The organism is Edwardsiella piscicida (assembly GCF_001896205.1).
In the GTDB taxonomy this organism is placed as follows: Bacteria; Pseudomonadota; Gammaproteobacteria; order Enterobacterales; family Enterobacteriaceae; genus Edwardsiella; species Edwardsiella piscicida.
This window is the reverse complement of record NZ_MPNU01000001.1, coordinates 141,315-166,979: the sequence shown is the minus strand read 5'-3', so window position 1 is coordinate 166,979 and position 25,665 is coordinate 141,315. Positions and strand designations below refer to the sequence as shown.

At 58.0% G+C, this 25,665-nt stretch carries 20 protein-coding genes and 2 pseudogenes; 12 read left to right on the top strand and 10 right to left on the bottom strand.

Annotated elements, in window-relative coordinates; translation table 11 throughout:
• Nucleotides 1-99 precede the first annotated feature (99 nt).
• Nucleotides 100-996 carry an HTH-type transcriptional activator IlvY gene (gene ilvY, locus BRD58_RS00780; protein ID WP_012846974.1) on the top strand — a complete coding sequence of 299 codons (897 nt, stop codon included), beginning with the start codon at nucleotides 100-102 and terminating at the stop codon, nucleotides 994-996.
• A gap of 3 nt (nucleotides 997-999) precedes the next feature.
• Here the strand turns inward: ilvY and ilvA are convergent, their stop codons facing one another.
• The 7 genes from ilvA to BRD58_RS00745 all read right to left on the bottom strand — a co-directional run bounded on the left by ilvA (nucleotide 1,000) and on the right by BRD58_RS00745 (nucleotide 9,016).
• Nucleotides 1,000-2,544: a threonine ammonia-lyase, biosynthetic gene (gene ilvA, locus BRD58_RS00775; RefSeq protein ID WP_012846973.1), complete on the bottom strand. Its 1,545-nt coding sequence runs from the start codon at nucleotides 2,542-2,544 to the stop codon at nucleotides 1,000-1,002.
• A 2-nt stretch (nucleotides 2,545-2,546) separates the two neighbouring features.
• Nucleotides 2,547-4,397 (bottom strand): dihydroxy-acid dehydratase, encoded by a 1,851-nt coding sequence (gene ilvD / locus BRD58_RS00770; protein WP_012846972.1) that lies wholly within the window; start codon nucleotides 4,395-4,397, stop codon nucleotides 2,547-2,549.
• Between the two features lie 101 nt (nucleotides 4,398-4,498).
• On the bottom strand, nucleotides 4,499-5,428 hold the full coding sequence (locus BRD58_RS00765) for a branched-chain amino acid transaminase (RefSeq protein WP_012846971.1): 930 nt from the start codon (nucleotides 5,426-5,428) through the stop codon (nucleotides 4,499-4,501).
• A gap of 52 nt (nucleotides 5,429-5,480) precedes the next feature.
• Nucleotides 5,481-5,771, bottom strand: coding sequence for an acetolactate synthase 2 small subunit (ilvM, locus tag BRD58_RS00760; protein ID WP_073381391.1), 291 nt, complete (start codon nucleotides 5,769-5,771; stop codon nucleotides 5,481-5,483).
• Nucleotides 5,768-7,417 carry an acetolactate synthase 2 catalytic subunit gene (gene ilvG, locus BRD58_RS00755; RefSeq protein WP_073381389.1) on the bottom strand — a complete coding sequence of 550 codons (1,650 nt, stop codon included), beginning with the start codon at nucleotides 7,415-7,417 and terminating at the stop codon, nucleotides 5,768-5,770. Before ilvG ends, ilvM begins: the two co-directional genes overlap by 4 nt.
• Before the next feature lie 137 nt (nucleotides 7,418-7,554).
• Nucleotides 7,555-7,653, bottom strand: a complete 99-nt coding sequence (gene ilvL / locus BRD58_RS00750; RefSeq protein WP_071818493.1) for an ilv operon leader peptide — start codon at nucleotides 7,651-7,653, stop codon at nucleotides 7,555-7,557.
• Nucleotides 7,654-7,780: 127 nt separating this feature from the next.
• Nucleotides 7,781-9,016: an MFS transporter gene (locus tag BRD58_RS00745; protein ID WP_073381385.1), complete on the bottom strand. Its 1,236-nt coding sequence runs from the start codon at nucleotides 9,014-9,016 to the stop codon at nucleotides 7,781-7,783.
• A 287-nt stretch (nucleotides 9,017-9,303) separates the two neighbouring features.
• Between BRD58_RS00745 and BRD58_RS00740 the strand changes: the two are divergent.
• Nucleotides 9,304-10,823: pseudogene (locus BRD58_RS00740) on the top strand (YifB family Mg chelatase-like AAA ATPase).
• 55 nt (nucleotides 10,824-10,878) lie between these two features.
• Here BRD58_RS00740 and tdh read toward each other — a convergent pair.
• Nucleotides 10,879-11,904 (bottom strand): L-threonine 3-dehydrogenase, encoded by a 1,026-nt coding sequence (gene tdh, locus BRD58_RS00735; RefSeq protein ID WP_073381382.1) that lies wholly within the window; start codon nucleotides 11,902-11,904, stop codon nucleotides 10,879-10,881.
• A gap of 9 nt (nucleotides 11,905-11,913) precedes the next feature.
• Nucleotides 11,914-13,110 carry a glycine C-acetyltransferase gene (locus tag BRD58_RS00730; RefSeq protein ID WP_012846965.1) on the bottom strand — a complete coding sequence of 399 codons (1,197 nt, stop codon included), beginning with the start codon at nucleotides 13,108-13,110 and terminating at the stop codon, nucleotides 11,914-11,916.
• A 290-nt stretch (nucleotides 13,111-13,400) separates the two neighbouring features.
• Between BRD58_RS00730 and rfaD the strand changes: the two genes are divergently transcribed.
• From rfaD to BRD58_RS00695, 7 genes and pseudogenes are all read left to right on the top strand, one after another.
• Entirely contained in the window at nucleotides 13,401-14,330 is a 930-nt protein-coding gene (gene rfaD / locus BRD58_RS00725; RefSeq protein WP_012846964.1) for an ADP-glyceromanno-heptose 6-epimerase, read from the top strand.
• Between the two features lie 23 nt (nucleotides 14,331-14,353).
• Nucleotides 14,354-15,415, top strand: coding sequence for an ADP-heptose--LPS heptosyltransferase RfaF (rfaF, locus tag BRD58_RS00720; RefSeq protein ID WP_012846963.1), 1,062 nt, complete (start codon nucleotides 14,354-14,356; stop codon nucleotides 15,413-15,415).
• Nucleotides 15,403-16,368 carry a lipopolysaccharide heptosyltransferase RfaC gene (gene rfaC, locus BRD58_RS00715; protein ID WP_012846962.1) on the top strand — a complete coding sequence of 322 codons (966 nt, stop codon included), beginning with the start codon at nucleotides 15,403-15,405 and terminating at the stop codon, nucleotides 16,366-16,368. The genes rfaF and rfaC overlap by 13 nt, the downstream gene beginning before the upstream one ends.
• Nucleotides 16,358-17,491, top strand: a complete 1,134-nt coding sequence (locus tag BRD58_RS00710; protein ID WP_015460666.1) for an O-antigen ligase family protein — start codon at nucleotides 16,358-16,360, stop codon at nucleotides 17,489-17,491. Before rfaC ends, BRD58_RS00710 begins: the two co-directional genes overlap by 11 nt.
• A 1-nt stretch (nucleotide 17,492) precedes the next feature.
• Nucleotides 17,493-18,650 (top strand): glycosyltransferase, encoded by a 1,158-nt coding sequence (locus BRD58_RS00705; protein ID WP_012846960.1) that lies wholly within the window; start codon nucleotides 17,493-17,495, stop codon nucleotides 18,648-18,650.
• Between the two features lie 3 nt (nucleotides 18,651-18,653).
• Complete coding sequence (locus BRD58_RS00700; protein ID WP_012846959.1) at nucleotides 18,654-19,760, top strand: glycosyltransferase family 4 protein; 1,107 nt, start codon at nucleotides 18,654-18,656, stop codon at nucleotides 19,758-19,760.
• 167 nt (nucleotides 19,761-19,927) lie between these two features.
• Nucleotides 19,928-20,866, top strand: a pseudogene (locus BRD58_RS00695) (glycosyltransferase); the annotation flags it as partial.
• Between the two features lie 396 nt (nucleotides 20,867-21,262).
• On the opposite strand, the gene BRD58_RS00690 reads toward BRD58_RS00695, so the two are convergent.
• A complete protein-coding gene (locus BRD58_RS00690; protein WP_015460663.1) occupies nucleotides 21,263-22,234 on the bottom strand; it encodes a polysaccharide deacetylase family protein in 972 nt (323 codons plus the stop codon).
• A 132-nt stretch (nucleotides 22,235-22,366) separates the two neighbouring features.
• Between BRD58_RS00690 and rfaQ the strand changes: the two genes are divergently transcribed.
• The 3 genes from rfaQ to BRD58_RS00675 are packed head-to-tail and all read left to right on the top strand — an operon-like array spanning nucleotide 22,367 to nucleotide 25,665.
• The gene (rfaQ, locus tag BRD58_RS00685; protein ID WP_015460662.1) at nucleotides 22,367-23,443 is read left to right on the top strand and encodes a putative lipopolysaccharide heptosyltransferase III; all 1,077 of its coding nucleotides are present in this window, start codon (nucleotides 22,367-22,369) and stop codon (nucleotides 23,441-23,443) included.
• Nucleotides 23,440-24,567, top strand: coding sequence for a glycosyltransferase family 4 protein (locus tag BRD58_RS00680; RefSeq protein ID WP_015460661.1), 1,128 nt, complete (start codon nucleotides 23,440-23,442; stop codon nucleotides 24,565-24,567). The genes rfaQ and BRD58_RS00680 overlap by 4 nt, the downstream gene beginning before the upstream one ends.
• Nucleotides 24,568-24,570: 3 nt before the next feature.
• A complete protein-coding gene (locus tag BRD58_RS00675) occupies nucleotides 24,571-25,665 on the top strand; it encodes a glycosyltransferase (RefSeq protein ID WP_012846954.1) in 1,095 nt (364 codons plus the stop codon).

The following is a 25,665-nucleotide window of genomic DNA, read 5'->3' as shown; positions in this document are numbered from 1 at the left end:
GGCGATAAATCCATCATAGGCCAGGACGGTTGTTGCTTAAATTGATATATTGAGAAGATGTAATTGCGTATTTTGCAACAACCGAGGCGACGTCATACGATGGATATCCGCGACCTGAAGCTGTTTTTGCACCTGTCTGAAAGCCGCCACTTTGGCCGTACCGCGGCGGCGGTGCACGTCAGCCCCTCGACGCTATCGCGCCAGATCCAGCGTTTAGAGGAGGAGCTCGGCCAGCCGCTGTTGCTGCGCGACAACCGCGACGTCCGCCTAACGGCGGCGGGCGAACAGCTGCAGGATTTCGCCCGCCAGACGCTGCTGCACTACCGACAACTGCGCGGCGGGTTAGACAGCCACGGCGCGGCGCTGTGCGGCGAGCTGCACCTGTTCTGCTCCGTCACCGCCGCCTACAGCCATCTACCGCCGATCCTGGACCGTTTTCGCGCCCATCATCCGCAGGTGGATATCCGCCTGACCACCGGCGATGCCGCCGACGCCGTCAGCAAAGTTCAGGGCGGCGCGGCGGATCTGGCCATCGCCGGACGACCGCAGTCGCTGCCCGCCCACGTTGAATTCTGCCCGATTGGCGAAATCCCGCTGCGGCTGATCGCCCCGGCTCAGCCCTGCCCGGTACGCCGTCAGGCACAGAGCCCTCGCCCAGACTGGGCGCAGATCCCGTTTATTCTGCCGCAGCATGGGCCGGCGCGGCAGCGCATCGATCAGTGGTTTCGCCGCCGCCGTATCCCGGCACCGCGCATTTACGCCACCGTCGCCGGTCATGAAGCCATCGTCTCCATGGTGGCGCTGGGCTGCGGCATCGCACTGCTGCCCGAGGTGGTGATCGATAACAGCCCGGACAGCGTACGCGCCCGCATCGTCACGCTGGACAACGACGTTGCCATCGCCCCCTTTGAGCTCGGCGTCTGCGTGCAGCATAAACGCCTGCGCGAGCCGCCGATCGCCGCCTTCTGGTCGCTGCTGGCCCGCGCGACGCCTTAAGCGCTATCCCTGCAAAAAGAAGCGAAACGCCGGATTCCCCGTCTCATCGTGGCACTCATAGCCCAGCTCTTTGAGACGCGCCTCGAAGCTGGCATCGCTGTCCGGCCGCTCAAACGCCGCCAGTACCCGGCCAAAGTCGGTGCCGTGGCTGCGATAATGAAACAGGGAGATGTTCCAATGGGTGCCCAGGGTATGCAGGAACTTCAGCAGTGCCCCGGGAGCCTCGGGAAACTCAAAGCTATACAGGCGCTCCTGCAGCGGCTTACTGGGCCGGCCGCCCACCATATAGCGCACGTGCAGCTTGGCCATCTCATCATCGGAGAGATCCACCACCTGATAGCCGCCGCCGCGCAGCGAGGCGATGATCTCCTCACGCTCGCCACGCCCGTTGGTCAGCCGCACGCCGACAAAAATGCAGGCGCTGTCGGCATCGGCGTAGCGGTAGTTAAACTCGGTCACCGAGCGCCCCCCCAGCAGCTGACAAAACGCCAGGAAGCTGCCCTTACGCTCCGGGATGGTCACCGCCAGCAGCGCCTCGCGCTGCTCACCCAGCTCACAGCGCTCTGATACATAGCGTAGGCCGTGAAAGTTCAGATTGGCGCCGGACAGCACGTGCGCCAGCCGCTCGCCGCGCAGCGCGTGTCGCTGGACATACTGTTTCAACCCGGCCAGCGCCAGCGCGCCCGACGGCTCCGCCACGGCCCGCACATCCTCAAACAGATCCTTGACGGCGGCGCAGATAGCGTCGCTATCCACCGTAATCACATCGTCCAAATAGCGCTGGCACAGGCGGAACGTCTCGTCACCGATGCGTTTGACCGCCACCCCTTCAGCGAACAGGCCAACCCGCGGCAGATCCACCGGCTGACCGGCATCCAGCGCCGCTCGCAGGCAGGCGGAGTCCTCGGCCTCCACGCCGATCACCTTGACCTGCGGCATCAGCTGTTTAATCAGTACGGCCACGCCGGCGGCCAGCCCGCCGCCGCCCACCGGCACAAAAATACGGTCGAGATGGGCATCCTGCTGCAACAGCTCCAGCGCCAGGGTTCCCTGGCCGGCGATCACCGCTGGATGATCGAAGGGCGGAATAAAGGTCATGCCGGTTTCCTGCGCCATCTGGATAGCATGGGCCTTGGCCTCATCAAAGTTGGCGCCGTACAGCAGCACCCGGCCGCCGAAGCCACGTACCGCCTCAACCTTGATCTCCGCCGTCGCCCGCGGCATGACAATGGTCGCCGCGATCCCCAGCCGCGACGCCGACAGCGCCACGCCCTGGGCATGATTTCCCGCTGAGGCGGTGATCACGCCGCAGGCCCGCTGAGCCTCACTCAGCCCGGCGATCATCGCGTAGGCTCCGCGCAGCTTAAAGCTGTGCACCGGCTGACGATCCTCGCGCTTGACCAGAATATGGTTACCCAGGCGGCCTGAAAGCTTCTCCATCGCCTGCAGCGGCGTGACCTGCGCCACCTCATACACCGGCGAGCGCAGCACCGCCCGCAGGTATTCCGCGCCGTCCGGCGCCGAAGAGATAAGGGGTTTCGACGTCATCGTTAGCCTCCCAGCTTCGCTCTATCGCGCACCGCGCCGCGGTCGGCGCTGGTCGCCAGGCTGGCGTAGGCACGCAGGGCCAGCGAGACCGCACGACGCCGGTCGCGCGGGGTCCACGCCTGTGCGCCGCGCGCCTGCTCCTGCTGGCGACGCAGCGCCAGCTCGCTTTCGGCAATGGCTATGCGGATATGACGCGCCGGAATATCGATCTCGATCGGATCGCCGTCGCGCACCAGCGCAATGGCGCCGCCGCTGGCGGCCTCCGGCGAGACATGCCCGATGGACAGACCGGAGGTTCCGCCGGAAAAGCGCCCGTCGGTGATCAGGGCGCACTGCTTGCCCAGCCCCATCGACTTGAGATAGGCGGTAGGATAGAGCATCTCCTGCATCCCCGGCCCGCCCTTGGGGCCTTCATAGCGGATCACCAGCACGTCGCCAGGCTGGATCCGTCCGCCGAGTATCGCCTCGACGGCCCCCTCTTGGCTTTCAAATACCCGGGCCGGGCCGCGGAAGATCAGGCTCTCGGGATCAACGCCGGCGGTCTTGACGATGCAGCCATCCTGCGCCAGGTTGCCCGAGAGCACCGCCAGCCCCCCATCCTGGCTATAGGCATGCTCACGCGCGCGGATACAGCCATGCTGCCGGTCCCTATCCAGCGCATCCCAGCGGCAGGACTGCGAAAAAGGCTCCACGGTACGCAGCCCGGCAGGCCCGGCGCTATACAGACGTCGCAGCGCCTCATCGTCGCTGCGCATGATGTCGTAGCGCGCCAGAGTTTCATTCAGATCCAGCCCCAGAACGTTAACAACGCCCCGATTGAGCAGCCCCGCGCGATCCAGCTCACCCAGGAGCCCCATTACGCCGCCCGCGCGGTGTACGTCCTCCATATGGTAATCCGGCGTGCTGGGCGCGACCTTGCACAGGTGTGGCACCTGGCGCGACAGGCGATCGATGTCCGCCAGGGTAAAGTCGATCTCCCCCTCCTGCGCCGCGGCCAGCAGATGCAGCACCGTATTGGTCGATCCCCCCATGGCAATATCCAGCGTCATGGCATTCTCAAAGGCCGCCTTGCCGGCGATGCTGCGCGGCAGCGCCGACGCATCATCCTGCTCATAGTAGCGGTGGGTCAGAGCGACGATACGCCGCCCCGCCTCCTCGAACAGCGCCCGGCGATCGGCATGGGTCGCCAGCAGAGAACCGTTGCCCGGCAGCGCCAGCCCCAGCGCCTCGGTCAGGCAGTTCATGGAGTTCGCGGTAAACATCCCAGAGCAGGAGCCGCAGGTTGGGCAGGCGGCGCGCTCGATCTGTTCACTCTGTGCATCGCTGACCTGCGGATTGGCACCCTGGATCATCGCATCGACCAGATCCAGCTTAATCAACCGATCAGAGAGCTTGGTTTTACCGGCCTCCATCGGGCCCCCAGAGACAAAAATCACCGGGATATTCAGGCGCAGCGCCGCCATCATCATCCCCGGCGTTATCTTGTCGCAGTTGGATATGCAGACCATGGCATCGGCGCAGTGGGCATTGACCATATACTCAACGGAGTCGGCGATAAGCTCCCGCGAGGGCAGCGAATAGAGCATGCCGCCGTGCCCCATGGCGATACCGTCATCCACGGCGATGGTATTAAACTCTTTCGCTACGCCGCCGGCGGCCTCGATCTGTGCGGCGACCAGCCGGCCCAAATCGCGCAGATGCACATGGCCCGGCACAAACTGGGTAAACGAGTTCACCACGGCAATGATCGGCTTGCCGAAATCCGCGTCGGTCATTCCGGTCGCGCGCCACAGCGCGCGGGCACCGGCCATATTACGGCCATGGGTAGTCGTGGCAGAACGATACTTAGGCATGCACAATTCACTCCCTGCGTTACCCGCACTGCGCGGGAAAATCAATGAACGGGCGCCGCGCTCCCGGCGCCCCATCGGCTCAGGCTACCGTCGCTGCAGGCTTACGGATTCACCGGATCCAGCCAGCCAAAGCGGTCCTCAGTCTGACCGTTGAACAGGCCAAAAAAGGCCTGCTGTACCCGCTTGGTGATAGGGCCACAGCGGCCAATCCCGACCTGGATCCCGTCCACGCTGCGCACCGGCGTGATTTCGGCCGCGGTGCCCGACATGAAGATTTCATCGGCCAGGTACAGCGCCTCGCGTGACAGCACCTGCTCCCGGACCTCTAGCCCCTGCGCCTGCGCCAGGGTGATGATCGCATCGCGGGTGATCCCCGGCAGGGCGGCGGAGGTAAAGGGCGGCGTGAAGATCACCCCGTTTTTCACCATAAACAGGTTTTCACCGGCGCCCTCAGATACATAGCCGTGGACATCCAGCGCAATGCCCTCCTGATAACCGTGGCGCCGCGCCTCTGATCCCACCAGCAGCGAAGAAAGATAGTTTCCCCCGGCCTTGGCCGCGGTTGGGATGGTATTGGGCGCGGCCCGATGCCAAGAGGAGACCATGGCATCGATGCCTTGCTCCAGCGCCTCCTCCCCCAGATAGGCTCCCCAGGGGAAAGCAGCGAGGATCACATCCGTGCTATAGCCCGCGGGTGGATTCACGCCCATTCCGACGTCGCCGATAAAGACCAGCGGGCGGATATAGGCGCTCGACAGCTGATTCCGGCGCAGGGTTTCACGACAGGCGGCCATCAATTCGTCAACGCTGTAGGCCAGCGGCATACGGTAAATCCGCGCCGAATCATGCAGACGCTGCATATGTTCACGGTGGCGGAATACCGCCGGACCGCGGTGGGTGTCGTAGCAACGCACCCCCTCAAAAACCGAGGTGCCGTAGTGCAGGGCGTGAGACATCACGTGTACTCGGGCCTCGCCCCAGGGCACCATGTCGCCGTTAAACCAGATATAATCCGCTTTCTTGGTGGTCATTGATTTATTCCTTTTGGCGACCTGCGCCTGATTCGATAACGGGGAAAATCACTCAGCCCAGCGCCTGACGGCGGGGCAGCATGCGCAGCGATCGCGAGGCGCTGACGTCAACCCGCGCGACGTCCAGCAGCTTACTCAACTGAGACGACAGCAGCGTGACCGGCCGCGTACTGGCCACCGTCAGCTCAATACTGACGCTATCGCAGTCGCCGTCCTGAGCCATGTTCATGGCGTGGATCTCAAAGCCTCGATGGCGCACCACGCGCAGGACCCGCTCCAGGATCTCCGGACGGCGACGAGCCTGAATAGCCAGATGGTGTTGGAAGGAAGGACTCTGCATCATGATACGTTCTCCAGCATAGATTCGTTGCCTGCGCCCGGCGGCACCAGCGGCCAGACATTTTCAAATTCGTCGATAGCGACCTGCAGCAGATAAGGACCCGGGGTGCTAAACAGGGCCTCCAGCGCCCCGGCCACCTGCGCCTTGCAGCTGATGCGCTGCCCCGGGATATCAAACGCCTGCGCCAGGGTTAAAAAATCCGGATTATCGGAGAGATCGGTTTCGCTGTAGCGGGCGTCAAAGAACAGCTGCTGCCACTGGCGCACCATCCCCAGACGCTGGTTATCCAACAGCACGATTTTCAGCGGTAGCCTGGCCCGCTTGATGGTGCCCAGTTCCTGAACGTTCATCATGAAAGAGCCATCGCCGGAGACGCAGATCACGCAGTCGTCAGGGCGAGCGACCTGTGCGCCGACCGCGGCCGGGATGCCGAACCCCATGGTCCCCAGCCCGCTGGAGGTAATAAAATCCTGCGGCAGGGAAAATTGCATATGTTGGGCGCTCCACATCTGGTGCTGTCCGACATCGGTGGTGACCACCGCCTGCGGCGGCTTACGCTCAGAGAGCTGATGCAAAAACAGCGGTGCATAGATCGCCTCGCCGGGATGGTCATAGCGCCAGGCATGCTGCGCCTTGAGCGCCGCCACCTGCTGTAGCCATGGGGCGATATCCAGCGGCATGGTCAGCGCCGACAGCAGCGGGTTCAGATCGCCGCACAGCGACACGTGCGCCTGGCGCAGCTTGCCCAGCTCCGCCGGATCGATATCCAGATGGATCACCTGCGCCTGCGGCGCAAAGGCATCGAGGCGGCCGGTAACGCGATCGTCAAAGCGGGCACCGACGGCAATCAGCAAATCGCACTGCTGCACCGCCAGATTAGCCGCCTTGCAGCCGTGCATTCCCAGCATCCCCAGGTAAGCGGGGTGACGATCATCGGCGGCGCCCAGCCCCTTTAGGGTCGCGGCAACCGGCATCCCGCTGCGCGACACCAGCGAGCGCAGCGCCGGCACCGCATCGGCCATCCCTACGCCGCCCCCCACGTACAGCACCGGTCGCTGCGCCTGTGCCAGCATGGCACGCGCCTGCGCCAACGCCGCGGGCTGGCAGGGTGCCTGCGCCGACGCTACGCTGCACAGCGGCGTCGCCAGCTCTCCCTGCGCCAGCTGAATATCTTTAGGAATATCGATCAGCACCGGCCCCGGACGCCCCTGCATCGCAATGGCAAACGCGCGATCCATCACCTCCGGCAGCTCGGCCAGCGACGTCACCATAAAGCTGTGTTTGGTGCAGGCCAGCGACAGCCCCAGCACATCCATCTCTTGAAACGCGTCGGTGCCAATCAGCGCCGAAGCGACCTGTCCGGTGATCGCCACCAGCGGCACCGAGTCCATCATGGCATCGGCCAGGCCGGTGATCAGGTTGGTGGCGCCGGGGCCAGAGGTTGCGATACAGACACCAACGCGGCCGCTGGCGCGGGCATAGCCAATCGCCGCCATCACCGCGCCCTGCTCGTGTCGGCACAGCAAATGGGCTACGCCGCCGTCATACAGCGCATCGTACAGCGGCATAATCGCACCGCCCGGATAACCGAAAACCTGGTTCACTCCCTGCGCACGTAACGCTTGTACTACCCACTGCGCTCCATTCATGATTAATTCCCCGACCCTGTCCTATTTTTCAGAATTTTATTCTGATCCAAGCTATCCCTGCCTCCGCCGGCCGCAGCGTAAAAAAAAGCCCCCGGACCGGATGGTGCGGAGGCTCTTTTCTGATTTTGGCTTGATTTCTAAGCCCTTCTTCGTCCAAGTGCAGCCCCGCACGGTGGGATAATAATCACCACCACGCTAATCACGACTAGGCTAATCACTTGGACGAATAGGCTCATAAACAGTGAAATCTGTTGTTTTGTCACACGATGCTTACAGAGGTATCACAGTTTTTTGTACGCTGACAACCCTTTTTTTGCATATGAATTGCACCATCCCTGGCGCAATATCGAGCAACGCATTGAGTTAGCTAATTTTTATAGACTTATCCTGACGTGGAATTTTCTCTGCCATCGACACACCGCGCGTATCCCGGCCAAAGGCGATCAGCGCCACGATCGTGAGCGCGACGCAGGCCGCCGTGATGGCCATCGCCAGCGCATAGTTTTGCCCATGATCGGCGGCGATCGACGCTTGCATCGTTGCATTCACTGACGCAATCAGATTACCCAGTTGGTAGACAAAGCCCGGCAATACCGCGCGGGCATTGGCCGGCACCAGCTCGTTCAAATAGGTCGGGATCACGCCCCATGCTCCCTGCACCATAAACTGCATCAAAAAAGCACCGACGCCCAGCATCAGCGAACCGCTGGAAAAGGCCCACAGCGGGATCACCGGCAGCGCCAGCAGCGCCGCCAGCATGATGGCGCGTTTACGACCGATCCGCTCCGACAGGATACCGAAGAACACGCCCCCAATAATGGACGCAATATTGTAGGCAACAGCAATGATACTGATGACATTGGTAGAGAAACCATGCTGCACGCGAAGAAAGGTAGGATAGAGATCCTGAGTGCCATGGCTAAAGAAATTAAACGCCGCCATCAGCGCGACCAGGTAAACGCACAGCGTCCAGTGGCGCCTCAGCACCGGCAGCAGCGCGACGCTCTGATGCTGCGCACGCGCCGCCAGCCAGACCGGCGACTCAGGGACATAAAAGTAGATGAAGGGCAGTAAAACAATCGGCACGGCGCCAACGATAAACATACCGCGCCAGCCCAGCGTCTGGGCACATAATCCATAGATCACCGCCGCCAGCAAATAGCCAAACGGGTAGCCAGCCTGAAAAATACCGGACATCAGCCCACGTGAGCGATCGGGGATGGTTTCCATGGTCAATGATGATGCGACACCCCAAATTCCCCCCATCGCGACGCCGTACAGCGCCCGTAGCAGCAGGAAAATCAGCAGCGAGGACGCCGCGGCAGAGAGCAGTTCAAACAGGGAGAAGCAGATAATATTCAGCATCAAAATGGGGCGCCGCCCATACTTCTCCGCCGCCCGACCAAAAATTAGCGCCCCGATCGGGCGTACCGCCAGCGTTAGCAGAATGGCCAGCGTGACCTGCTCCACCCCGACGTGAAACGTACGGGCGATATCGCTAAGCAGGAAGACCAGAATGAAAAAATCGAATGAATCCAGCGTCCAGCTTAAAAAGCTGGCAATCGCCACGTTACGCTGCTGCGCAGACCAACCAAGCATAATATGTTACCTTTGGGTAGGGTGTAGGGTAAGAAGACTGCTTTTACGCCCTTAGCCTGGATGGTTATCTATATTGTTGGCAGGACGTCAGCCTTTTGTATAACTTTTGTTAAAATACCCCTAGCCTTTCTGCTGGGTAAATCGCCGACGAGTTACATTTGTTGTTAATATGTTAATAATTATTGCATAACCCCAGCCTTTCCGCGTACGCCTCCGCATCCCTAACGCTGTCCCCTTTCCCCGCGCAACGCTTGCGCCATGATGACATGCCGAAGGGAGAGACCATCATGACTCTGGCCACTGTATACACGCGCGCCGCCCTGGGTATTCAAGCCCCCGAAGTCCGCATTGAGGCGCATATCGGCAACGGCCTACCGGGCTTTACCCTGGTGGGCCTGCCGGAAACAGCCGTACGCGAAGCCAAAGATCGGGTGCGCTGCGCCATGTTGAACAGCGGATTTCAGTTCCCGCCGAAGCGCATTACGCTGAACCTGGCACCCGCCGATCTGCCTAAGGAAGGGGGGCGCTACGATCTGCCGATGGCGCTGGCGCTGCTGCTGGCGTCCGAACAGCTGGCCCCACGCGTATCCGTTGGCGACTATGAATTTATCGGCGAGCTGGCCCTGTCCGGCGATCTGCGTTCAGTACAGGGGGCGCTGCCCGCCGCGCTGAGCGCCGCCCGCGCGAAGCGCACCCTAATAGCGCCCAGTGATAACGCGGCGGAGCTCGGGCTGCTGGCAGCCCCTCGTCCCCCTGTCGCGCCGTCGCTGCTGGCCGTCTGCGCCTTTCTGAGCGGCCAGGCATCCCTAGAGACCGCGCCGGCCGGCGAGATGACGAGCGACTGCGCGGGCGCCGGCGATATGACCGACATTATCGGTCAGGCGCAGGCGCGACGGGCGCTGGAGATCGCCGCCGCCGGTGGACATAATCTACTGCTGATCGGGCCGCCGGGCACCGGTAAAACCATGCTGGCCTGTCGCCTGCCGGGCCTGCTGCCGCCGATGACCCCGGATGAGGCGCTAGAGCAGGCGGCCATCAGCAGCCTAGCCTACCCGGGCGCAATGCCGCCGCGCTATGGCGTGCGCCCCTTTCGCGCGCCACACCACAGCGCCTCCATGGCCGCGCTGATCGGCGGGGGCCGCTGCCGAAGCCCGGCGAGATCTCGCTGGCCCATCACGGCGTCCTGTTTCTTGACGAGCTGGCCGAATTCGATCGACGAACCCTGGACGCCCTGCGCGAACCGCTGGAGTCCGGCGTCGTCCACCTGTCTCGCGCCAGGATAAAGGTCAGCTTTCCCGCCCGAGTACAGCTGGTGGCAGCCATGAACCCCAGCAGCGGTGGCCACGCTGACGGACGCGATCGCCGGGCGGCGCCACAGCAGGTACTAAGATACCTCTCCCGGCTGTCCGGCCCCCTGCTTGACCGCTTCGATCTGTCGATTGATGTGCCGCCGCTGTCACCGGGACTGCTGGCTCGCCAGCGGGCGGATGGCGAAGACAGTGCGACTCTGCGCCGACGCGTGTGCGCCGCTCGGGCGCGGCAGTACGCCCGCGGCGGCCGGCTCAATGCGCATCTGGAGGGTGCCGCCCGCGATCGCGACTGCCGGCTGGCGCCGGACGATGCCCTCTATCTGGAGCAGGCGCTCACGCGCCTGGCGCTATCGGTACGCGCTTGGCATCGGCTGCTGAAAGTCGCACGTACGCTGGCGGATCTGGAAGGATGCGATGACATTGCACGCCGCCATCTGGCCGAGGCCCTGAGCTACCGCGCTATGGATCGGCTACTGCTCTCCCTGCAGCGGGGCTAAAACGCATTACGCCCGCATAACGCGGGCGTAATGATTCAGACGCGACCCCATGGACTCACGACCAGTTCAGGATCACCTTGCCGGAATGCCCCGAGCGCATCGCGTCAAATCCCTTCTGAAAATCATCGATCGCGTATTGATGGGTGATGATCGGCGTCAGATCGAGACCGGATTGGATCAGCGCCGCCATCTTGTACCAGGTTTCAAACATCTCACGCCCATAGATCCCTTTAATCAACAGCCCCTTAAAAATCACCTGGTTCCAGTCGATAGCCATATCGCCCGGCGGAATACCCAGCATGGCGATCTTGCCGCCGTGGTTCATGGTATCCAGCATCGTCCGGAAGGCCGGCGGCGCACCGGACATCTCCAGCCCGACGTCAAACCCTTCGCTCATCCCCAGCGCCTGCATCACCTCCGGCAGCGACTCCCGACTAACGTTGACCGCCCGCGTCACGCCCATCTTACGCGCCAGATCCAGACGATAGTCATTCACATCGGTGATCACCACGTGGCGTGCCCCAACGTGGCGACAGACCGCCGCGGCCATGATGCCGATCGGTCCCGCCCCGGAGACCAGCACATCCTCCCCGACCAGATCGAACGAGAGCGCCGTATGCACCGCGTTACCGAACGGGTCGAAAATCGCCGCCAGCGTATCGGGAATATTGTCGGGGATCTTGAACGCATTGAAGGCAGGGATCACCAGATATTCGGCAAAGGCCCCTTGGCGGTTAACGCCAACGCCGATGGTATTACGGCACAGATGGGTACGCCCGGCGCGGCAGTTACGACAGTGTCCACAGGTGATGTGACCTTCACCGGAGACGCGGTCGCCAATGCTAAAGCCGCTGACCTCCTGGCCGACGGCTACCACCTCACCCACGTACTCATGCCCGACCACCATCGGTACCGGAATGGTCTTCTGCGACCACGCGTCCCAGTTATAGATATGAACATCCGTCCCGCAGATCGCCGTCTTACGGATTTTGATCATGATATCGTTGTGACCCAGCGCCGGCAGCGGCACATCGGTCATCCAGATACCCTCTTCGGCTTTCAGTTTGGATAAGGCTTTCATAGCAGTCCCCTAAGCAATGACGCCAAGCTGTTTACCAACGCGAATAAAGGCGGCTACGGCCTGTTCAATCTGCGCAGGCGTATGGGCTGCCGACATCTGGGTGCGAATACGGGCCTGTCCCTGCGGCACCACCGGATAGAAGAACCCGGTCACATAGATCCCCTCCTGCAGCAGCAGATCGGCGAAGCGCTGCGCCAGCTTCGCCTCCCCCAGCATCACCGGAATAATGGCGTGATCGGCGCCGGCCAAGGTAAAACCGGCGGCGGTCATCTTTTCACGGAACAGGCGGGCGTTATCCCATAGGCGAGCGCGCAAATCGTCCCCCTGAGCCAGCAGGGTCAGCACCTGAGACGAGGCGGCGACGATGGCCGGCGCCAGCGAGTTGGAGAACAGGTACGGGCGCGAACGCTGACGCAGCCATTCGACCACCTCTTTACGGGCCGCGGTATAGCCGCCGGAGGCGCCGCCCAGAGCCTTGCCCAGGGTGCCGGTAATAATATCGACGCGCCCCATCACGCCGCAGTACTCCGGCGTTCCCCGCCCATGGGCACCGACAAACCCGACGGCGTGCGAGTCGTCCACCATCACCAGGGCATCATACTCATCCGCCAGATCGCAAATCGACCTCAGATCGGCGATCACGCCATCCATGGAGAACACCCCGTCGGTAGCGATCATGATATGGCGAGCGCCCTCGGCCCGAGCCAGCTCCAGACGCGCCTTTAGCTCGGCCATATCATTATTGGCATAGCGGTAGCGCCGCGCCTTGCACAGGCGAACTCCGTCGATGATCGACGCGTGATTCAGTGCATCGGAAATAATGGCATCCTCCGGCCCCAGCAGCGTTTCAAACAGTCCGCCGTTAGCATCAAAGCAGGAGGAGTAAAGTATGGCATCCTCCATGCCGAGAAAGTCCGCCAGCTGCTGCTCTAGCGCCTTATGGCTGTCCTGGGTGCCGCAGATGAAGCGCACCGAGGCCATACCGAAACCGTGTGAGTCCATCCCCGCCTTGGCGGCCGCGATCAGCGCCGGATGATCGGCCAGCCCAAGGTAGTTATTGGCGCAAAAGTTCAGTACGCGGCTACCGTCAGCCACGGCAATCTCCGCCTGCTGGGCGGAGGTGATGATCCGTTCGTTCTTGTACAGCCCTTCAGCACGCGTCGCAACGAGCTGCTGCGCCAGCTGCTGGTAAAAATCCGCAGACATGGGTTCTCTCCTAGGTTCCGGGTTCGCGAGGACATCTTACTGCTGAAACAGTATTGAAACGAGTTTGCAACCTTTATAATGCTAGAAATGCAGCATCTATCACGTCATGGCGCGCGGCAAGTGAGAATACGTCACAAAGTACGTCCATCCCGCGGGCGTACGCCGTCTCGCGCACGCTTTTTGGTTAACAACTGCGCCCCCGACGCTGCTTGCTGCGCCATGAAATGCTATGATGACGCCATCTGTAGCGCATTCGAGCGCTCCCGTTAGCTCATCGAAAGGTAAACCTCATGATTATTGTCACTGGCGGCGCCGGTATGATCGGCAGCAACATCGTTAAGGCACTGAACGATAAAGGCTATACCGACATTCTGGTGGTTGATAACCTCAAGGACGGCACAAAGTTTGTGAACCTGGTCGACCTGGATATCACCGACTATATGGACAAAGAGGATTTCATTGCCGGCATCGTTGCTGGCGATGACTTTGGCGATATCGACGCGGTATTCCACGAAGGCGCCTGCTCTTCCACCACCGAGTGGGATGGCAAGTACGTCATGGATAACAACTACCAGTACTCCAAAGAGCTGCTGCACTTCTGCCTGGAGCGTCAGATCCCTTTCCTGTATGCCTCTTCCGCCGCAACCTATGGCATGACGGACAAATTTGTGGAGGATCGCCGCTACGAAGGTCCGCTGAACGTGTATGGCTACTCCAAATTCCTGTTTGACCAGTATGTGCGCCGCATCCTGCCCCATGCCGAGTCTCAGATCTGTGGCTTCCGCTATTTCAATGTCTATGGCCCGCGTGAAGGTCATAAAGGCGGTATGGCCAGCGTTGCCTTCCATCTGAATACCCAAATCAACAACGGAGAACAGCCTAAACTGTTTGAAGGCAGCGAGAACTTTAGACGCGACTTCATCTATGTGGGCGATGTTGCGGACGTTAACCTGTGGTTTTGGGAAAACGGCGTCTCCGGGATCTTTAACTGCGGCACCGGCAACGCCGAGTCTTTCCAGGCCGTCGCTGACGCCGTCGTGGCGTATCACCAGAAAGGTAGCGTGACCTATATTCCGTTCCCGGACAAACTCAAAGGGCGCTACCAGGCCTTCACCCAGGCGGATACCACCCAGCTGCGCGCGGCCGGCTACAGCCGTCCGTTTAAGACCGTGGCACAGGGCGTGCGTGAATATATGGAATGGCTGAACCGTAAGCCCTAATACAGTAAGGAATTTCTCACGGTATGAAAATACTGGTTATCGGCCCGTCGTGGGTAGGCGACATGATGATGTCACAAAGCCTGTACCGCACCCTGAAGGCGACGTATCCCGAGGCAGAAATCGACGTGATGGCACCCAACTGGTGCCGTCCGCTTCTGGAGCGTATGCCGGAGGTACATCAGGCGATTCCTATGCCGCTGGGGCACGGTACGCTGGGGCTGGGCGAACGCTATCGTCTGGGTCGACAGCTGCGGGAGCGGGAGTACGATCGGGCCTATGTGCTGCCCAACTCCTTTAAATCAGCGCTGATCCCCTTCTTTGCCCGCATCCCTGTACGCACCGGTTGGAAAGGGGAGCTGCGCTATGGCCTGCTGAACGATCTGCGCCAGCTGGATAAGTCGGCATTTCCACTGATGGTCGAACGCTACGCGGCGCTGGCTTACCCAGCGACGCAGATACGTCGTGCCGCGGATCTGCCGCAGCCGTTACTGTGGCCTGCGCTGCAGGTACGCGACGAAGAGATCGCCGAAACCGCCGCCGCCTTTAATCTGACGGATCACCGCCCGGTGATCGGCTTTTGCCCCGGTGCGGAGTTTGGCCCGGCCAAACGCTGGCCCCATTACCACTATGCCGCCCTGGCCCAGCGTCTGATCGGACAAGGGTATCAGATCGCGCTCTTTGGCTCGGCCAAAGACACCGATGCCGGTGAGGAGATCCGCCGGACGCTGGACGAAGAGAGTCGCGAATACTGTCTGAATCTGGCTGGACATACCTCGCTGGATCAAGCCGTCGCGCTGATCGCTGCCTGCCAGGCCATCGTCAGCAACGACTCAGGGCTGATGCACATCGCCGCCGCGCTCGACAAACCGCTGGTTGCCCTGTACGGACCAAGCAGCCCAGACTTTACTCCGCCGCTGAGCCAACATGCCCGGGTAATCCGGCTGATTAGCGGCTACCACAAGGTCCGCCGCGGCGAGGGAGAAACCGGATACCACCAGAGCCTGATCGACATTACGCCGGATCGGGTTGAACAGACGCTGCAGGCGTTGCTGCATGATGAGAAGGAGAGCGGGTGCGTATCCTGATGGTCAAAACCTCCTCCATGGGAGATGTCATCCACACGCTGCCGGCGCTGACCGATGCGCAGCAGGCGATACCGGGACTTTGCGTAGACTGGGTGGTCGAAGAGGGCTTTGCCCAGATCCCCTCTTGGCACGCGGCGGTCGATCGCGTGATTCCGGTCGCAATCCGGCGCTGGCGCAAAAACCTGCTCAGCGCCCAAACCCGTCAGGAGTGGCGCACGTTTAAGCAACAGCTGCGTCAGGAGCGCTATGATGCGGTTATCGACGCACAGGGACTGCTTAAAAGTGCACTGCTGGTCACCCACAATGCCCTCGGTACCCGTCACGGATTCGATCGCCGCAGCGCCCGAGAGCCGCTGGCCAGCCTGTTTTACGACCGGCGCCATCGCGTTGCCCGCGATCAGCATGCGGTGGAAAGAACCCGCCAGCTGGTTGCGCAGAGCCTGGGCTATCCCCTGCCTGCGCAGCGCGGCGACTACGCCATCGCCCGTCATTTCACCCAACAGCTCCCCATGGATGCTGGCCAATACATGGTGTTCCTGCATGCCACCACCCGTGATGAGAAACACTGGCCAGAGGCGCACTGGCGTGAGCTGATTGCCTGGGTTGGCCGCCATACGACGCAGCGAATCAAGCTGCCCTGGGGCGCCGAACATGAGCATCAGCGCGCCCTGCGTCTCGCGGAGGGCTTCCCCCACGTTGACGTTCTGCCTAAAATGGCGCTGTCCGACGTCGCCACCGTATTAGCCGGCGCCAGCCAGGTGATCTCTGTCGATACCGGCCTCAGCCATCTGGCGGCAGCCTTGGATCGCCCCAATATCACCCTGTATGGCCCCACCGATCCGGGACTTATCGGCGGGTATGGGAAAAACCAGCTGGAAATTATTGAACCGACACACTCTCTTGATGCTCTGCCATCGTTAGCCGTCGTTGAGTACTTAAAAAATGAAAACTAATTTCATAGATAAGCTACCTATATATATTTCAGCATTATTTTGCGCATTTATTTCACTACTATCAATTAGTGATGATAATAATATAGTTAGCAATATTTATTATGTTTCGTTTGCATTATTTATCGCATGGTGCATTCGCGAAAGGAAAAACATATTTAATAAAACAAGTTTATTACTTGGTGCATTTCTTCTATTAAGCGCCATATCAACATATTGGTCTGATCACAGCAAAGATACATCGCGCTATATACAGCACGCCGTATATATTTTCATCTTCTCATCTATAATTTATGAGCTGAGAGGCACACTTTTTTTCAAAAATATTCTCTTTAAGTCCTATGTGGCAACATGTTCTATATTTGTTATAATAAATGGCTTTCTTTTTTATTCAAAGTATAACTTATACGATAGATTCTATCCAATCCTCGGCCCCTCTAATACCATAGACTATGCGGGGATACTATGCTTAGCAATAATCTTTTGCTGCTATCTCTATCAACATGAAAAGAATAAAGCCCCATATGTTATTGCTGGCATCATTTTATTAGCTGGCGTGATATTAAGCCAGAGCAGAACACCAATCATTGCTTTAGCCATATCGCTCATGGTGCTTTTTATAAAAAGCAAAAGATCAGCCATAATATCATTAGTGACTATTTTGGCAATTATATTTCTAATTCATACTGTCTATCCAAGTATTTTTACTCGTGACGCCGTCAATGGCGCGCCTACGCCAAGAATTTTTACTTGGCTATATACCATCCAACAAGTTAGCGAACATCATCCATGGCTTGGCTTTGGCTACAATGATACATTCGCTCATTATTTCAAGCCTCGGAATTTTACTTACAATAATGCTCACAGTGTCTTCATGAGCATGCTCTACTATTCTGGCATCATTGGCGTCATCCTGTTTTTTTCTTATATTTTAAATATCTTCTTCGCGGCAATAAAAGTCTTCAATGAAAATAGATATCCTATAGCATTTATTTTAATTTCGCTAATATTCTCATCAACCCAAGGATATCTATATATTTATCATCCGCGCGAGATATGGCTAGTTTTATGGCTACCGCTATTCTTAGCTATCCCAATGAGCAAGATATCATCGGAGCAAGTATAACATGGCAGAAAAAAGCATTGTTCACTTGGTTAATCTTCGCGATTTCGGTGGCGTTGAGCGTCTTATTTTAGACTATGTTATTAATGGAAAAGAACATAACTGGGTTATTATAAACACGGCTAACTCCCTCAACAAACGATTTAATGAACATGCTAATTCAATTATTTTCTGCAATCGAGCCATTCAGTCAGCGGCTATCCAGATCCCATCATTTATAAGAAAAAAAGCGCTCTGGAATAAAATAAAAAAAATAAACCCAAGTCATGTTGTTATCTGGAATCAAATTGTCTCCCTTGAAGACAAACCTGACTCAATCAAAGCGATATATTATGACCATGGTGCTGTATGGGAGGTTGAAAAAAACAAAAAGACCATTGATTTTTTCAAAAGAATCGATGGCTGCATTTGCGTATCACAAGCTTCTAAAAAAATATTGGAAAATAAATTCGAGCATCGCTGTGATATATCTGTGATATTAAACAGAACTAGTGTTGAATCGCGAGACAGCATCATCGCTGACGAGAAGAAAAAAACCTTTACTATCGGTTGCGCAGCACGCTTCTCACCATTAAAAGCACTTGGATTACTTCCCCTGATTGCAGAAGAGACAGCCCTACGAGGGTTTAACTTCAATTTTATTATTGCAGGAACAGGTGAGGAGGAATCGGCCTTAGCCAGCTTAATCGACAAAAAAAACTTAAAAAAATCAATAAAAACAATTGGTTTTCTCGATAATCTTAACGATTTTTATAAGCACATTGATGTTTACATAAGCACATCTGCACATGAAACATGCAGTTTGTCCTGCATTGAAGCAATGTCATTTGGTATCCCTATCATTTCGGCAAATATTGATGGGCAGCCTGAAATAATTAGCAATGGACATACTGGCTTCTGTATTTCGCCTACGCTGAGCATGGAAGACTATTGCAAAAAAACAGGCATGTCTCTACCATTTCAAAAAGATATCTACTATCCAGAAAATGATACCATTGGCCCTCCGCGCTTATTAAGCCCCAAGGATGCAGCAGATAAAATAATTGAAATTTATCTTCATGGAGTAGATGATTACAAAAAAAACTCGAGACATCGAGCCAAAGAACTCTTTGATGATAAAACCTTTGAGGAAAATCTCATTAAAATAGTTAGGAATTTTTAGATAATGAATATCGCCCACTTTGAAACCTCCATGGACTGGGGTGGTCAAGAGCTACGGATCGTAGAGCAGGCTGAATGGCTAAACCAAAACGGCTATCCGACCTGGATCATTGCCCGCCCAGGCTCGGCCATCCTGGCTAAAGCCCAGGAGAAAAATCTGCCAACGTTTGCGATTCGCGTACGAGGTTCCGTTCATCCCAAGACATTGGCGCCATTATTAAAATTTATCCGTGCTCAGCGCATCGATATTCTTGATTGTCATGGAAGCCGGGACGCCGTCTATGGCGCATTGGTCAAGCTGCTTACCGGTGTCAAAGTTATCCGCTCTCGTCATGTCACCGACCCAATAAAAATGAGCGGACTCCATGGATTGGTATGGCGCCATGGTAACCACGGCATTATTACTACAGCAAAAAAAATCCAGGAGATGCTGGAGACGCAGGGGATCCCGAATAAAGATAAAACGCTGGTTGCTCCCGCTGGCGTCGATCCGCAGCGCTTCTCCCCCGAGCACGATGCACAGCAGCTACGGGCCCGTCTGGGCATCGCTGCCGATAGCCTGGTTATCGCGAATATCGGGATGATCCGCCCTGATAAAGGGCAAAACTATTATGTGGAAGCATGTAAGCAACTGCTGGATAAAGGAGTACCAATCACCTGCATCCAGGTTGGCGAGGCCACAAGCCAGACCGCGGACTTTAAACGACAGGTTCTTGAGCTCGCACAGCCCTATGTCGATAAACAGATCCGTTTTCTCGGCTACCATAATGATATTGAGAACTATCTGGCTATTGCAGATATTGTTGTCGTCGCCTCGGTCGCTACAGAGGCGCAGACTCGTTTAGTTTCCCAAGCCTTTTTGATGAAGAAAAATGTCGTCGCAACGACGACCGGGGGACTGCCGGAAATGATCGCCCACGAGCAAACCGGTCTGCTCTGCCCTCCCCATGATGCAAAGGCGTTGGCGGACGCCGTCTGTCGACTGATTGAACAACCCCCGCTACGCGCGCAGCTCCGTGAAAACGCCTATCAACACGCGCTGCAATATATGACTTTTGATTATATGATCAAAGAGATGGTTAAATTCTACCAGGCGACGCTGCACCAATAATCGCTTCCCCTCTTGGATATATCCAGAGGGGGAGACGCACTATCTCCACAGGCTATTATTATTGCTCACTTTGCCACAAACATAATTTTGTGCCCCAAAAAGCATGCGAGACTCTTCATTTTTTTAATGATAGCATGGCGTCATTATTAATTAATTTCACTTAATAAATGACTGACAGCCAGGCTAAGACATTCCGTCTCATCCACTTGATTGACCTGCGTAAAGTGGGCGGCGTTGAAACCATGTTTTGCGATTTTCTGCGCTATGCCACGCAGGCCTATCCGCATATTCAACACACGCTGATAATGGAGCACAGCGGTATTGCCAACGCCCTGCGCCCACGCCTACAGGGCCTGCAGCAGGTCAGCATCCAGACGATTAAACGCTGTGGATCATTTAGCCTGCCCAACCGCCCAAAGCTCTTTCGCGCCTGGAATCGACTGCGGCTGATCCGGGACTCTGCTCCGGATATTGTATTGATCTGGAACCAATTTACGGAATGGCATCTCTCCGGCTCACGAACAGCACGCTACCTACGCTGCCCGGTCGTCTACTATGAGCACGGCATGTCATGGTATCAGCACACGCCGACGCTACCGCAGCGTTTCTTTGCCCAGGTGACGCATTGCCTGGCTGTATCTCACGCCTGCAAACGTATGCTGGAGCTTAAACACCATATCACGCAGCCGATCGCCGTGGAGCTAAATGCCCCACGCAGCCTACCGGCGCACGCCACGCCGAAGCCAGCGCGCCATCGCGGGCAACCGATTATCTTTGGCAGCGCAGGACGATGGGTGCCGCTCAAGTGTCTCGGACTGCTGCTGCTGACGTCCCAGGTACTACAGCAGCGTGGCATACCGCATCATTGCTATATCGCGGGAGAAGGCAAGGAGGCGGACTATCTACAGCATCTACGCACGGCGCTTGGCGTGGAAAAAGAAACGACATTATTAGGCTTTGTCTCTGATATGGAGGCATTTTACGCCAAGCTGGATCTCTACATCTGCCCCTCCATGCATGAAACCGCATCGCTCACCGCGCTAGAGGCTGGAACCTATGGGATCCCGACGATCACCAGTAATATCGATGGTCTGCCGGAAACCGTTCGCCACCAGCAGACCGGTCTCTGCCTCACCCCGACGCTCTCGGTCGAGCAGTATGCCCACATCAGCGCCGCCTCCACCGATTTTTCACCGTTGGTCTACGACCCGGTGCAGGATCGACTAACCCCGCCGTTAATCCTGTCACCCGAGCAGCTCGCGGATAGCATTGAAGATCTCTATAACAACCCGGAAACCTACCAACAATTGAGCGACGGCGCCCGCGAATACGCCGCCGCCAGCCGACGTTTTAACGACCTCGCGCAGGCGCTATGTCAACGTCTGCTCACGCTGGCGCCCCCCGCCCGCACGACTAACGCCTATCGTTCGTTAAAAAACAAAGGGGGAAGACATTCGTCTCCCCCCCTGCAATACAGCGTCTTCGCATGCGCCCAAACGAAATTACATCGCCGGACGCTGACCACGTTTTATCTGATAATACTCCGCCAGCGTCTGCCCCGTCACCTGAGGCGCCAGCCAGTCAAACAACGCCTCCAGATCGTGATACAGCCGCTCGATATCCTGCTCATTGCGAAATGTCGGGCTTCCTCCGGGCATAAATTCAGAGGAGTGCAGCATAAACTCTACATAATCACGCCCTTGGGATAGGTGATACTCCGCTACCCGCTGCATCTCCTGCAGGTTGCCACCGCGCGGACGCAGCCACTGAACCGACGCCGGACGCCGCTTACCCCGTAGGCGATCATAGGCACCGCGCAGGTGATTAAACAGCGGAGCATGCTTCAACCGGGTACTCATCGGCACTTCCAACAGCGTGGAGGTGCCCTCACGGCGTAAATCATCGGCGTCCACAAAATAGGCGTTATCCGGATAGCCGCTGTAGTCACTACCGCCGTTTCCCTGCGGCGCACCGCGGGCACCACGCCAATCAACGCGCGGCGTGACCGAGCAATCGACCTGATAACCATGCGCCAACAGCAGCTGCAAATAAAAGGCATTCATCGCCCAGCGACCCGCGCGATGGCTCACCATTTTTGTCTGGAAGGTATCCTCCAGCAGGTGCGTCATGTAATCCACTTTTTGTTGGATTACCTCAGCAGGATATTCAATTAGATAAGGTTTATTGGCCCAGTCATTATCCGTCAGCGGGATCTCCGGCGGACTATTCCAAGCATGCAGGTGCATCCCTACCTCACCGCATCCCCGGGCGATCACATCCTGGGCGAATTCAACATAAACCGGATCGCTGGCCATTTCATAATTGGTCAGATAGACCGGCTTAAAACCATATTTCTCACACAGCTGCTGGAATCGAGGCAAATAGCGGGCATTCTCTGTCGTAATCCGATCGTGGTTTTGCCACAGATTATCGCCTTCGGTGTCGATGGTAATGATAAATGCAGGATGGCTCATACTGATACGTCTTCTTCTTAAAGCCCATTCTTTTGTCCATGGTAGAACAATTAATATAAAACCGCTACCACGCTTCTCCCCGCCCCGCTAATCCTCTAAAATCGAGCGTCAACCGCAGTCAAAGGCAAAAGAATGGTATCCAATTCGACGCTCCCCGCCGCGTTTTCTCCGCAGCGTATTTTGGTGATCAAGCTACGCCACCACGGCGATATGCTCTTGGTCACGCCGGTTATCAGCACGCTGAAACGGCACTATCCCTCGGCGCAGATAGACGTTCTGTTGTATGCAGAAACCCGGGATATGTTGTCGGCTAATCAGGATATCCATCAGCTCTATTGCATTGATCGTCAGTGGAAAAAACAGGGCGTGCGCCATCAGCTAAGCCAAGAGTGGCGCCTGCTGCGTACGCTGCGCGCGCAGCGATACGATCTGGTCGTCAACCTCGCCGATCAGTGGCGCAGCGCCATCGTCACGGCGCTGAGCGCCGCACCGGTGCGTATCGGGTTTGACTTTACCAAGCGCCGTCACCCGCTCTGGCGAACCAGCCATACACATCTCGCCAGTACGGCAGAGCACGGAAAGCAGCATACCGTAGAGCAAAACCTCTCGATTCTGGCGCCGCTCGGGCTCGCCGATGACGATAGCCGCGTCACCATGGGATATAGCGAGCAGGATTGGCAAAGCGCAAGCGCGCTCATTCCTACGGCATGGCAGGCGGGATACGTTGTCATTCAGCCGACCTCTCGCTGGTTCTTTAAGTGCTGGCAAGAGGCGCGCATGAGCGAGGTCATTAATGCTCTCTCTCAGGCGGGCTACCCTATTTTGCTCACCTCCGGGCCGGATGCTCGAGAACGAGCGATGATCGATGCCATTATGCAGGGGTGTCCAACGGCGCTGGTGACCAGCTTGGCAGGACAGCTAACGCTGCGCCAGCTGGCGGCCATTATTGATCATGCCCGCCTATTTATCGGCGTAGACTCCGTTCCCATGCATATGGCCGCTGCGCTACAGACGCCGCTTGTCGCATTGTTTGGCCCCTCAAAGCTCGTCTTTTGGCGCCCATGGCAGGCCCGCGGCGATGTTATCTGGGCCGGCGATTTTGGCACCCTCCCCGATCCGGATGCTATCGATACCCAAACAGCGGAGCGTTACCTCGATTTAATCCCCAGCAGCGCAGTGATCGCGGCGGCAAAGAGGTTACTTGAATGACCCAATTCAGATTGGCATTAGTCCGGCAAAAATACCGCCCCGACGGCGGCGCAGAGCGCTTTGTCTCACGGGCGCTGGAGGCGCTGGACAGCCATGACATTGAGCTGAACGTTATCACGCGTCAGTGGCAGGGCCCCGTCAAACCAGCCTGGCATATCCACCTGTGTAATCCCTGGAAATGGGGGCGCATCAGCCGCGAGCGTGGCTTTGCCCATGCGGCCCGCACGCTTTGGCAGCAACAGCGCTTCGATCTCGTACAGAGCCACGAGCGTATCCCCGGCTGCGATCTCTATCGCGCCGGCGACGGCGTACATCAGCGCTGGCTGACGCAGCGCGCGCGGATCCTTCCCGGCTGGAAAGCCCGCATGCTGTGGCACGATCGCTATCATCGCTATGTCATGAACGCAGAGCAGGCCATGTATCAGGCGCCTGAGCTGCGCGCCGTTATCTGTAACGCGGACATGATTAAACAGGAGATCATCGCAGACTTTGGCGTGCCGGAAAGCAAAATCCACGTCATCTACAATGCCATCGATCACCACCGCTTCCTGCCTCCGGATGAGGCGCAGCGCGCCGCACTGCGTCGTCGCTGGCAAATACCGCAGAGCGCCTCCTGCCTGATCTATGTCGGTTCAGGCTTTGAGCGCAAGGGGCTACGGGCCGCGATAGAGGCGATCGCCCCCACGGAGCGCTACCTGTTAGTTGTCGGTAAAGATAAAGAAGAAGCCCGCTACCGCGCGCTGGCAAATACGCTGGGCTGCGCTCAGCGCGTGCGCTTTCTGGGAGTGCAGCCGGAAACGCTGCCGTTTTACCAAATGGCCGACGGGCTGCTGCTGCCAACGCTGTACGATCCCTTCCCTAACGTGATTCTAGAGGCGATGGCCTGCGGTCTGCCGGTGATCACCAGCACAGGCTGCGGCGGTGCCGAGTTTATCCGCAGCGGCGATAACGGCTACGTTTGCGATGCGCTGGATATTGCCGCGCTACGCGATGCGGCCATGGCGCTACCCGCTCAGGCGCTGGGCTCTCACGCAGGCAAGTTAGCCCGGGAGCGTATTATGGAATGCACCGCCGAGCGCCTTTCCGCGCAGCTTATTGGGCTGTACCGACAACTGGTGAAGTAAACTATGCGAATTTTAATGATTATCGACGGTCTCCCGGGCGGGGGGGCCGAAAAGGTCGTATTGACGCTGGCACAGTATTTTTTGGCCCAGGGTGACAGCGTCTCCCTGTTCTCCCTGCGCGATGTCTGCCATTACCCGTTGCCTGACGGCCTTGACTACCGCGTCATCCGCGATACCTGCCGCGCCCCTTGGCGCAAGCTGAGTGAGCTGTCGCGCCGGGCCCGTCAGCTGGATGAGGCGATCGCCAGCGCGGAGCAGAAGGGGCGCTATGATCTGGTCCTCTCCAACCTGCACAAGACCGATCGCATCGTCGCCCGCAGTCACCTGCTGCGAGACCATAACCTCTGGTTCTGTCTGCACGGCGTCTTCTCCACCTCCTATCTGGGACATCGCCATGGCTTCAGCCGCTGGCTGAAGCGTGAAAAGATCCGCCGTATCTATCAGGGCCGTCAAATCGTCGCCGTCTCTCACGCCGTGGGGGAGGATCTCTGCCAGCAGTTCAACGTTACGCCGGCGCAGCTACAGACCATTCCCAATCCCTTTGATCTCGAAGCTATTCGCCGCGCGGCCGATGCCCCCTGTCCGCTGGAGGGGCAAGACTACCTGATCCACGTCGGGCGCTTCCATCCGGCCAAGCGGCACGATCGTCTGCTTGAGGCCTATGCGCAAAGCGGGCTTAGCGCACCGTTGGTGCTACTGGGGCAGGGCAGCCCAGAACAGGAGCACACGCTGCGAGCATTGGCCAAAACCCTTAACGTGGCGGAGCGGGTACATTTTGCCGGGTTTCAAGCCAATCCCTACCCCTGGATCCGTCATGCCAGGCTCCTGGTCGTCAGCTCCGACAGTGAGGGCTTTGGCAATGTACTGGTCGAGGCGCTTACGCTGGGTACCGCCGTGGTTAGCACGCGCTGTCCCGGTGGGCCAGCCGAAATCATGACGGGCGATCTGGCGCGCGGCCTGTGCCGCCCAGATGCAGCCTCTCTGGCACAGACCCTGCAGGATATTTATCGCCATCCCCCCGCTATCGACGATACACAGCTGCAGCAATATGGCGTCGCCGCCGTTTGCACGCGCTATCGCCAGCTCGGAAAAGCCTGA

Excerpts from the sequence above, each read along its gene's own strand:
- BRD58_RS00690 (WP_015460663.1), bottom strand. The coding sequence starts at position 22,234 with ATGAGCCATCCTGCATTTATCATTACCATCGACACCGAAGGCGATAAT.
- rfaD (WP_012846964.1), top strand. The coding sequence starts at position 13,401 with ATGATTATTGTCACTGGCGGCGCCGGTATGATCGGCAGCAACATCGTT.
- BRD58_RS00730 (WP_012846965.1), bottom strand. The coding sequence starts at position 13,110 with ATGTCTGCGGATTTTTACCAGCAGCTGGCGCAGCAGCTCGTTGCGACG.
- BRD58_RS00745 (WP_073381385.1), bottom strand. The coding sequence starts at position 9,016 with ATGCTTGGTTGGTCTGCGCAGCAGCGTAACGTGGCGATTGCCAGCTTT.
- rfaF (WP_012846963.1), top strand. The coding sequence starts at position 14,354 with ATGAAAATACTGGTTATCGGCCCGTCGTGGGTAGGCGACATGATGATG.
- ilvM (WP_073381391.1), bottom strand. The coding sequence starts at position 5,771 with ATGATGCAGAGTCCTTCCTTCCAACACCATCTGGCTATTCAGGCTCGT.
- BRD58_RS00680 (WP_015460661.1), top strand. The coding sequence starts at position 23,440 with ATGACCCAATTCAGATTGGCATTAGTCCGGCAAAAATACCGCCCCGAC.
- BRD58_RS00700 (WP_012846959.1), top strand. The coding sequence starts at position 18,654 with ATGAATATCGCCCACTTTGAAACCTCCATGGACTGGGGTGGTCAAGAG.
- ilvY (WP_012846974.1), top strand. The coding sequence starts at position 100 with ATGGATATCCGCGACCTGAAGCTGTTTTTGCACCTGTCTGAAAGCCGC.
- BRD58_RS00710 (WP_015460666.1), top strand. The coding sequence starts at position 16,358 with ATGAAAACTAATTTCATAGATAAGCTACCTATATATATTTCAGCATTA.
- BRD58_RS00765 (WP_012846971.1), bottom strand. The coding sequence starts at position 5,428 with ATGACCACCAAGAAAGCGGATTATATCTGGTTTAACGGCGACATGGTG.
- BRD58_RS00705 (WP_012846960.1), top strand. The coding sequence starts at position 17,493 with ATGGCAGAAAAAAGCATTGTTCACTTGGTTAATCTTCGCGATTTCGGT.
- ilvL (WP_071818493.1), bottom strand. The coding sequence starts at position 7,653 with ATGAGCCTATTCGTCCAAGTGATTAGCCTAGTCGTGATTAGCGTGGTG.
- tdh (WP_073381382.1), bottom strand. The coding sequence starts at position 11,904 with ATGAAAGCCTTATCCAAACTGAAAGCCGAAGAGGGTATCTGGATGACC.
- BRD58_RS00675 (WP_012846954.1), top strand. The coding sequence starts at position 24,571 with ATGCGAATTTTAATGATTATCGACGGTCTCCCGGGCGGGGGGGCCGAA.
- ilvG (WP_073381389.1), bottom strand. The coding sequence starts at position 7,417 with ATGAATGGAGCGCAGTGGGTAGTACAAGCGTTACGTGCGCAGGGAGTG.
- rfaQ (WP_015460662.1), top strand. The coding sequence starts at position 22,367 with ATGGTATCCAATTCGACGCTCCCCGCCGCGTTTTCTCCGCAGCGTATT.
- ilvA (WP_012846973.1), bottom strand. The coding sequence starts at position 2,544 with ATGACGTCGAAACCCCTTATCTCTTCGGCGCCGGACGGCGCGGAATAC.
- ilvD (WP_012846972.1), bottom strand. The coding sequence starts at position 4,397 with ATGCCTAAGTATCGTTCTGCCACGACTACCCATGGCCGTAATATGGCC.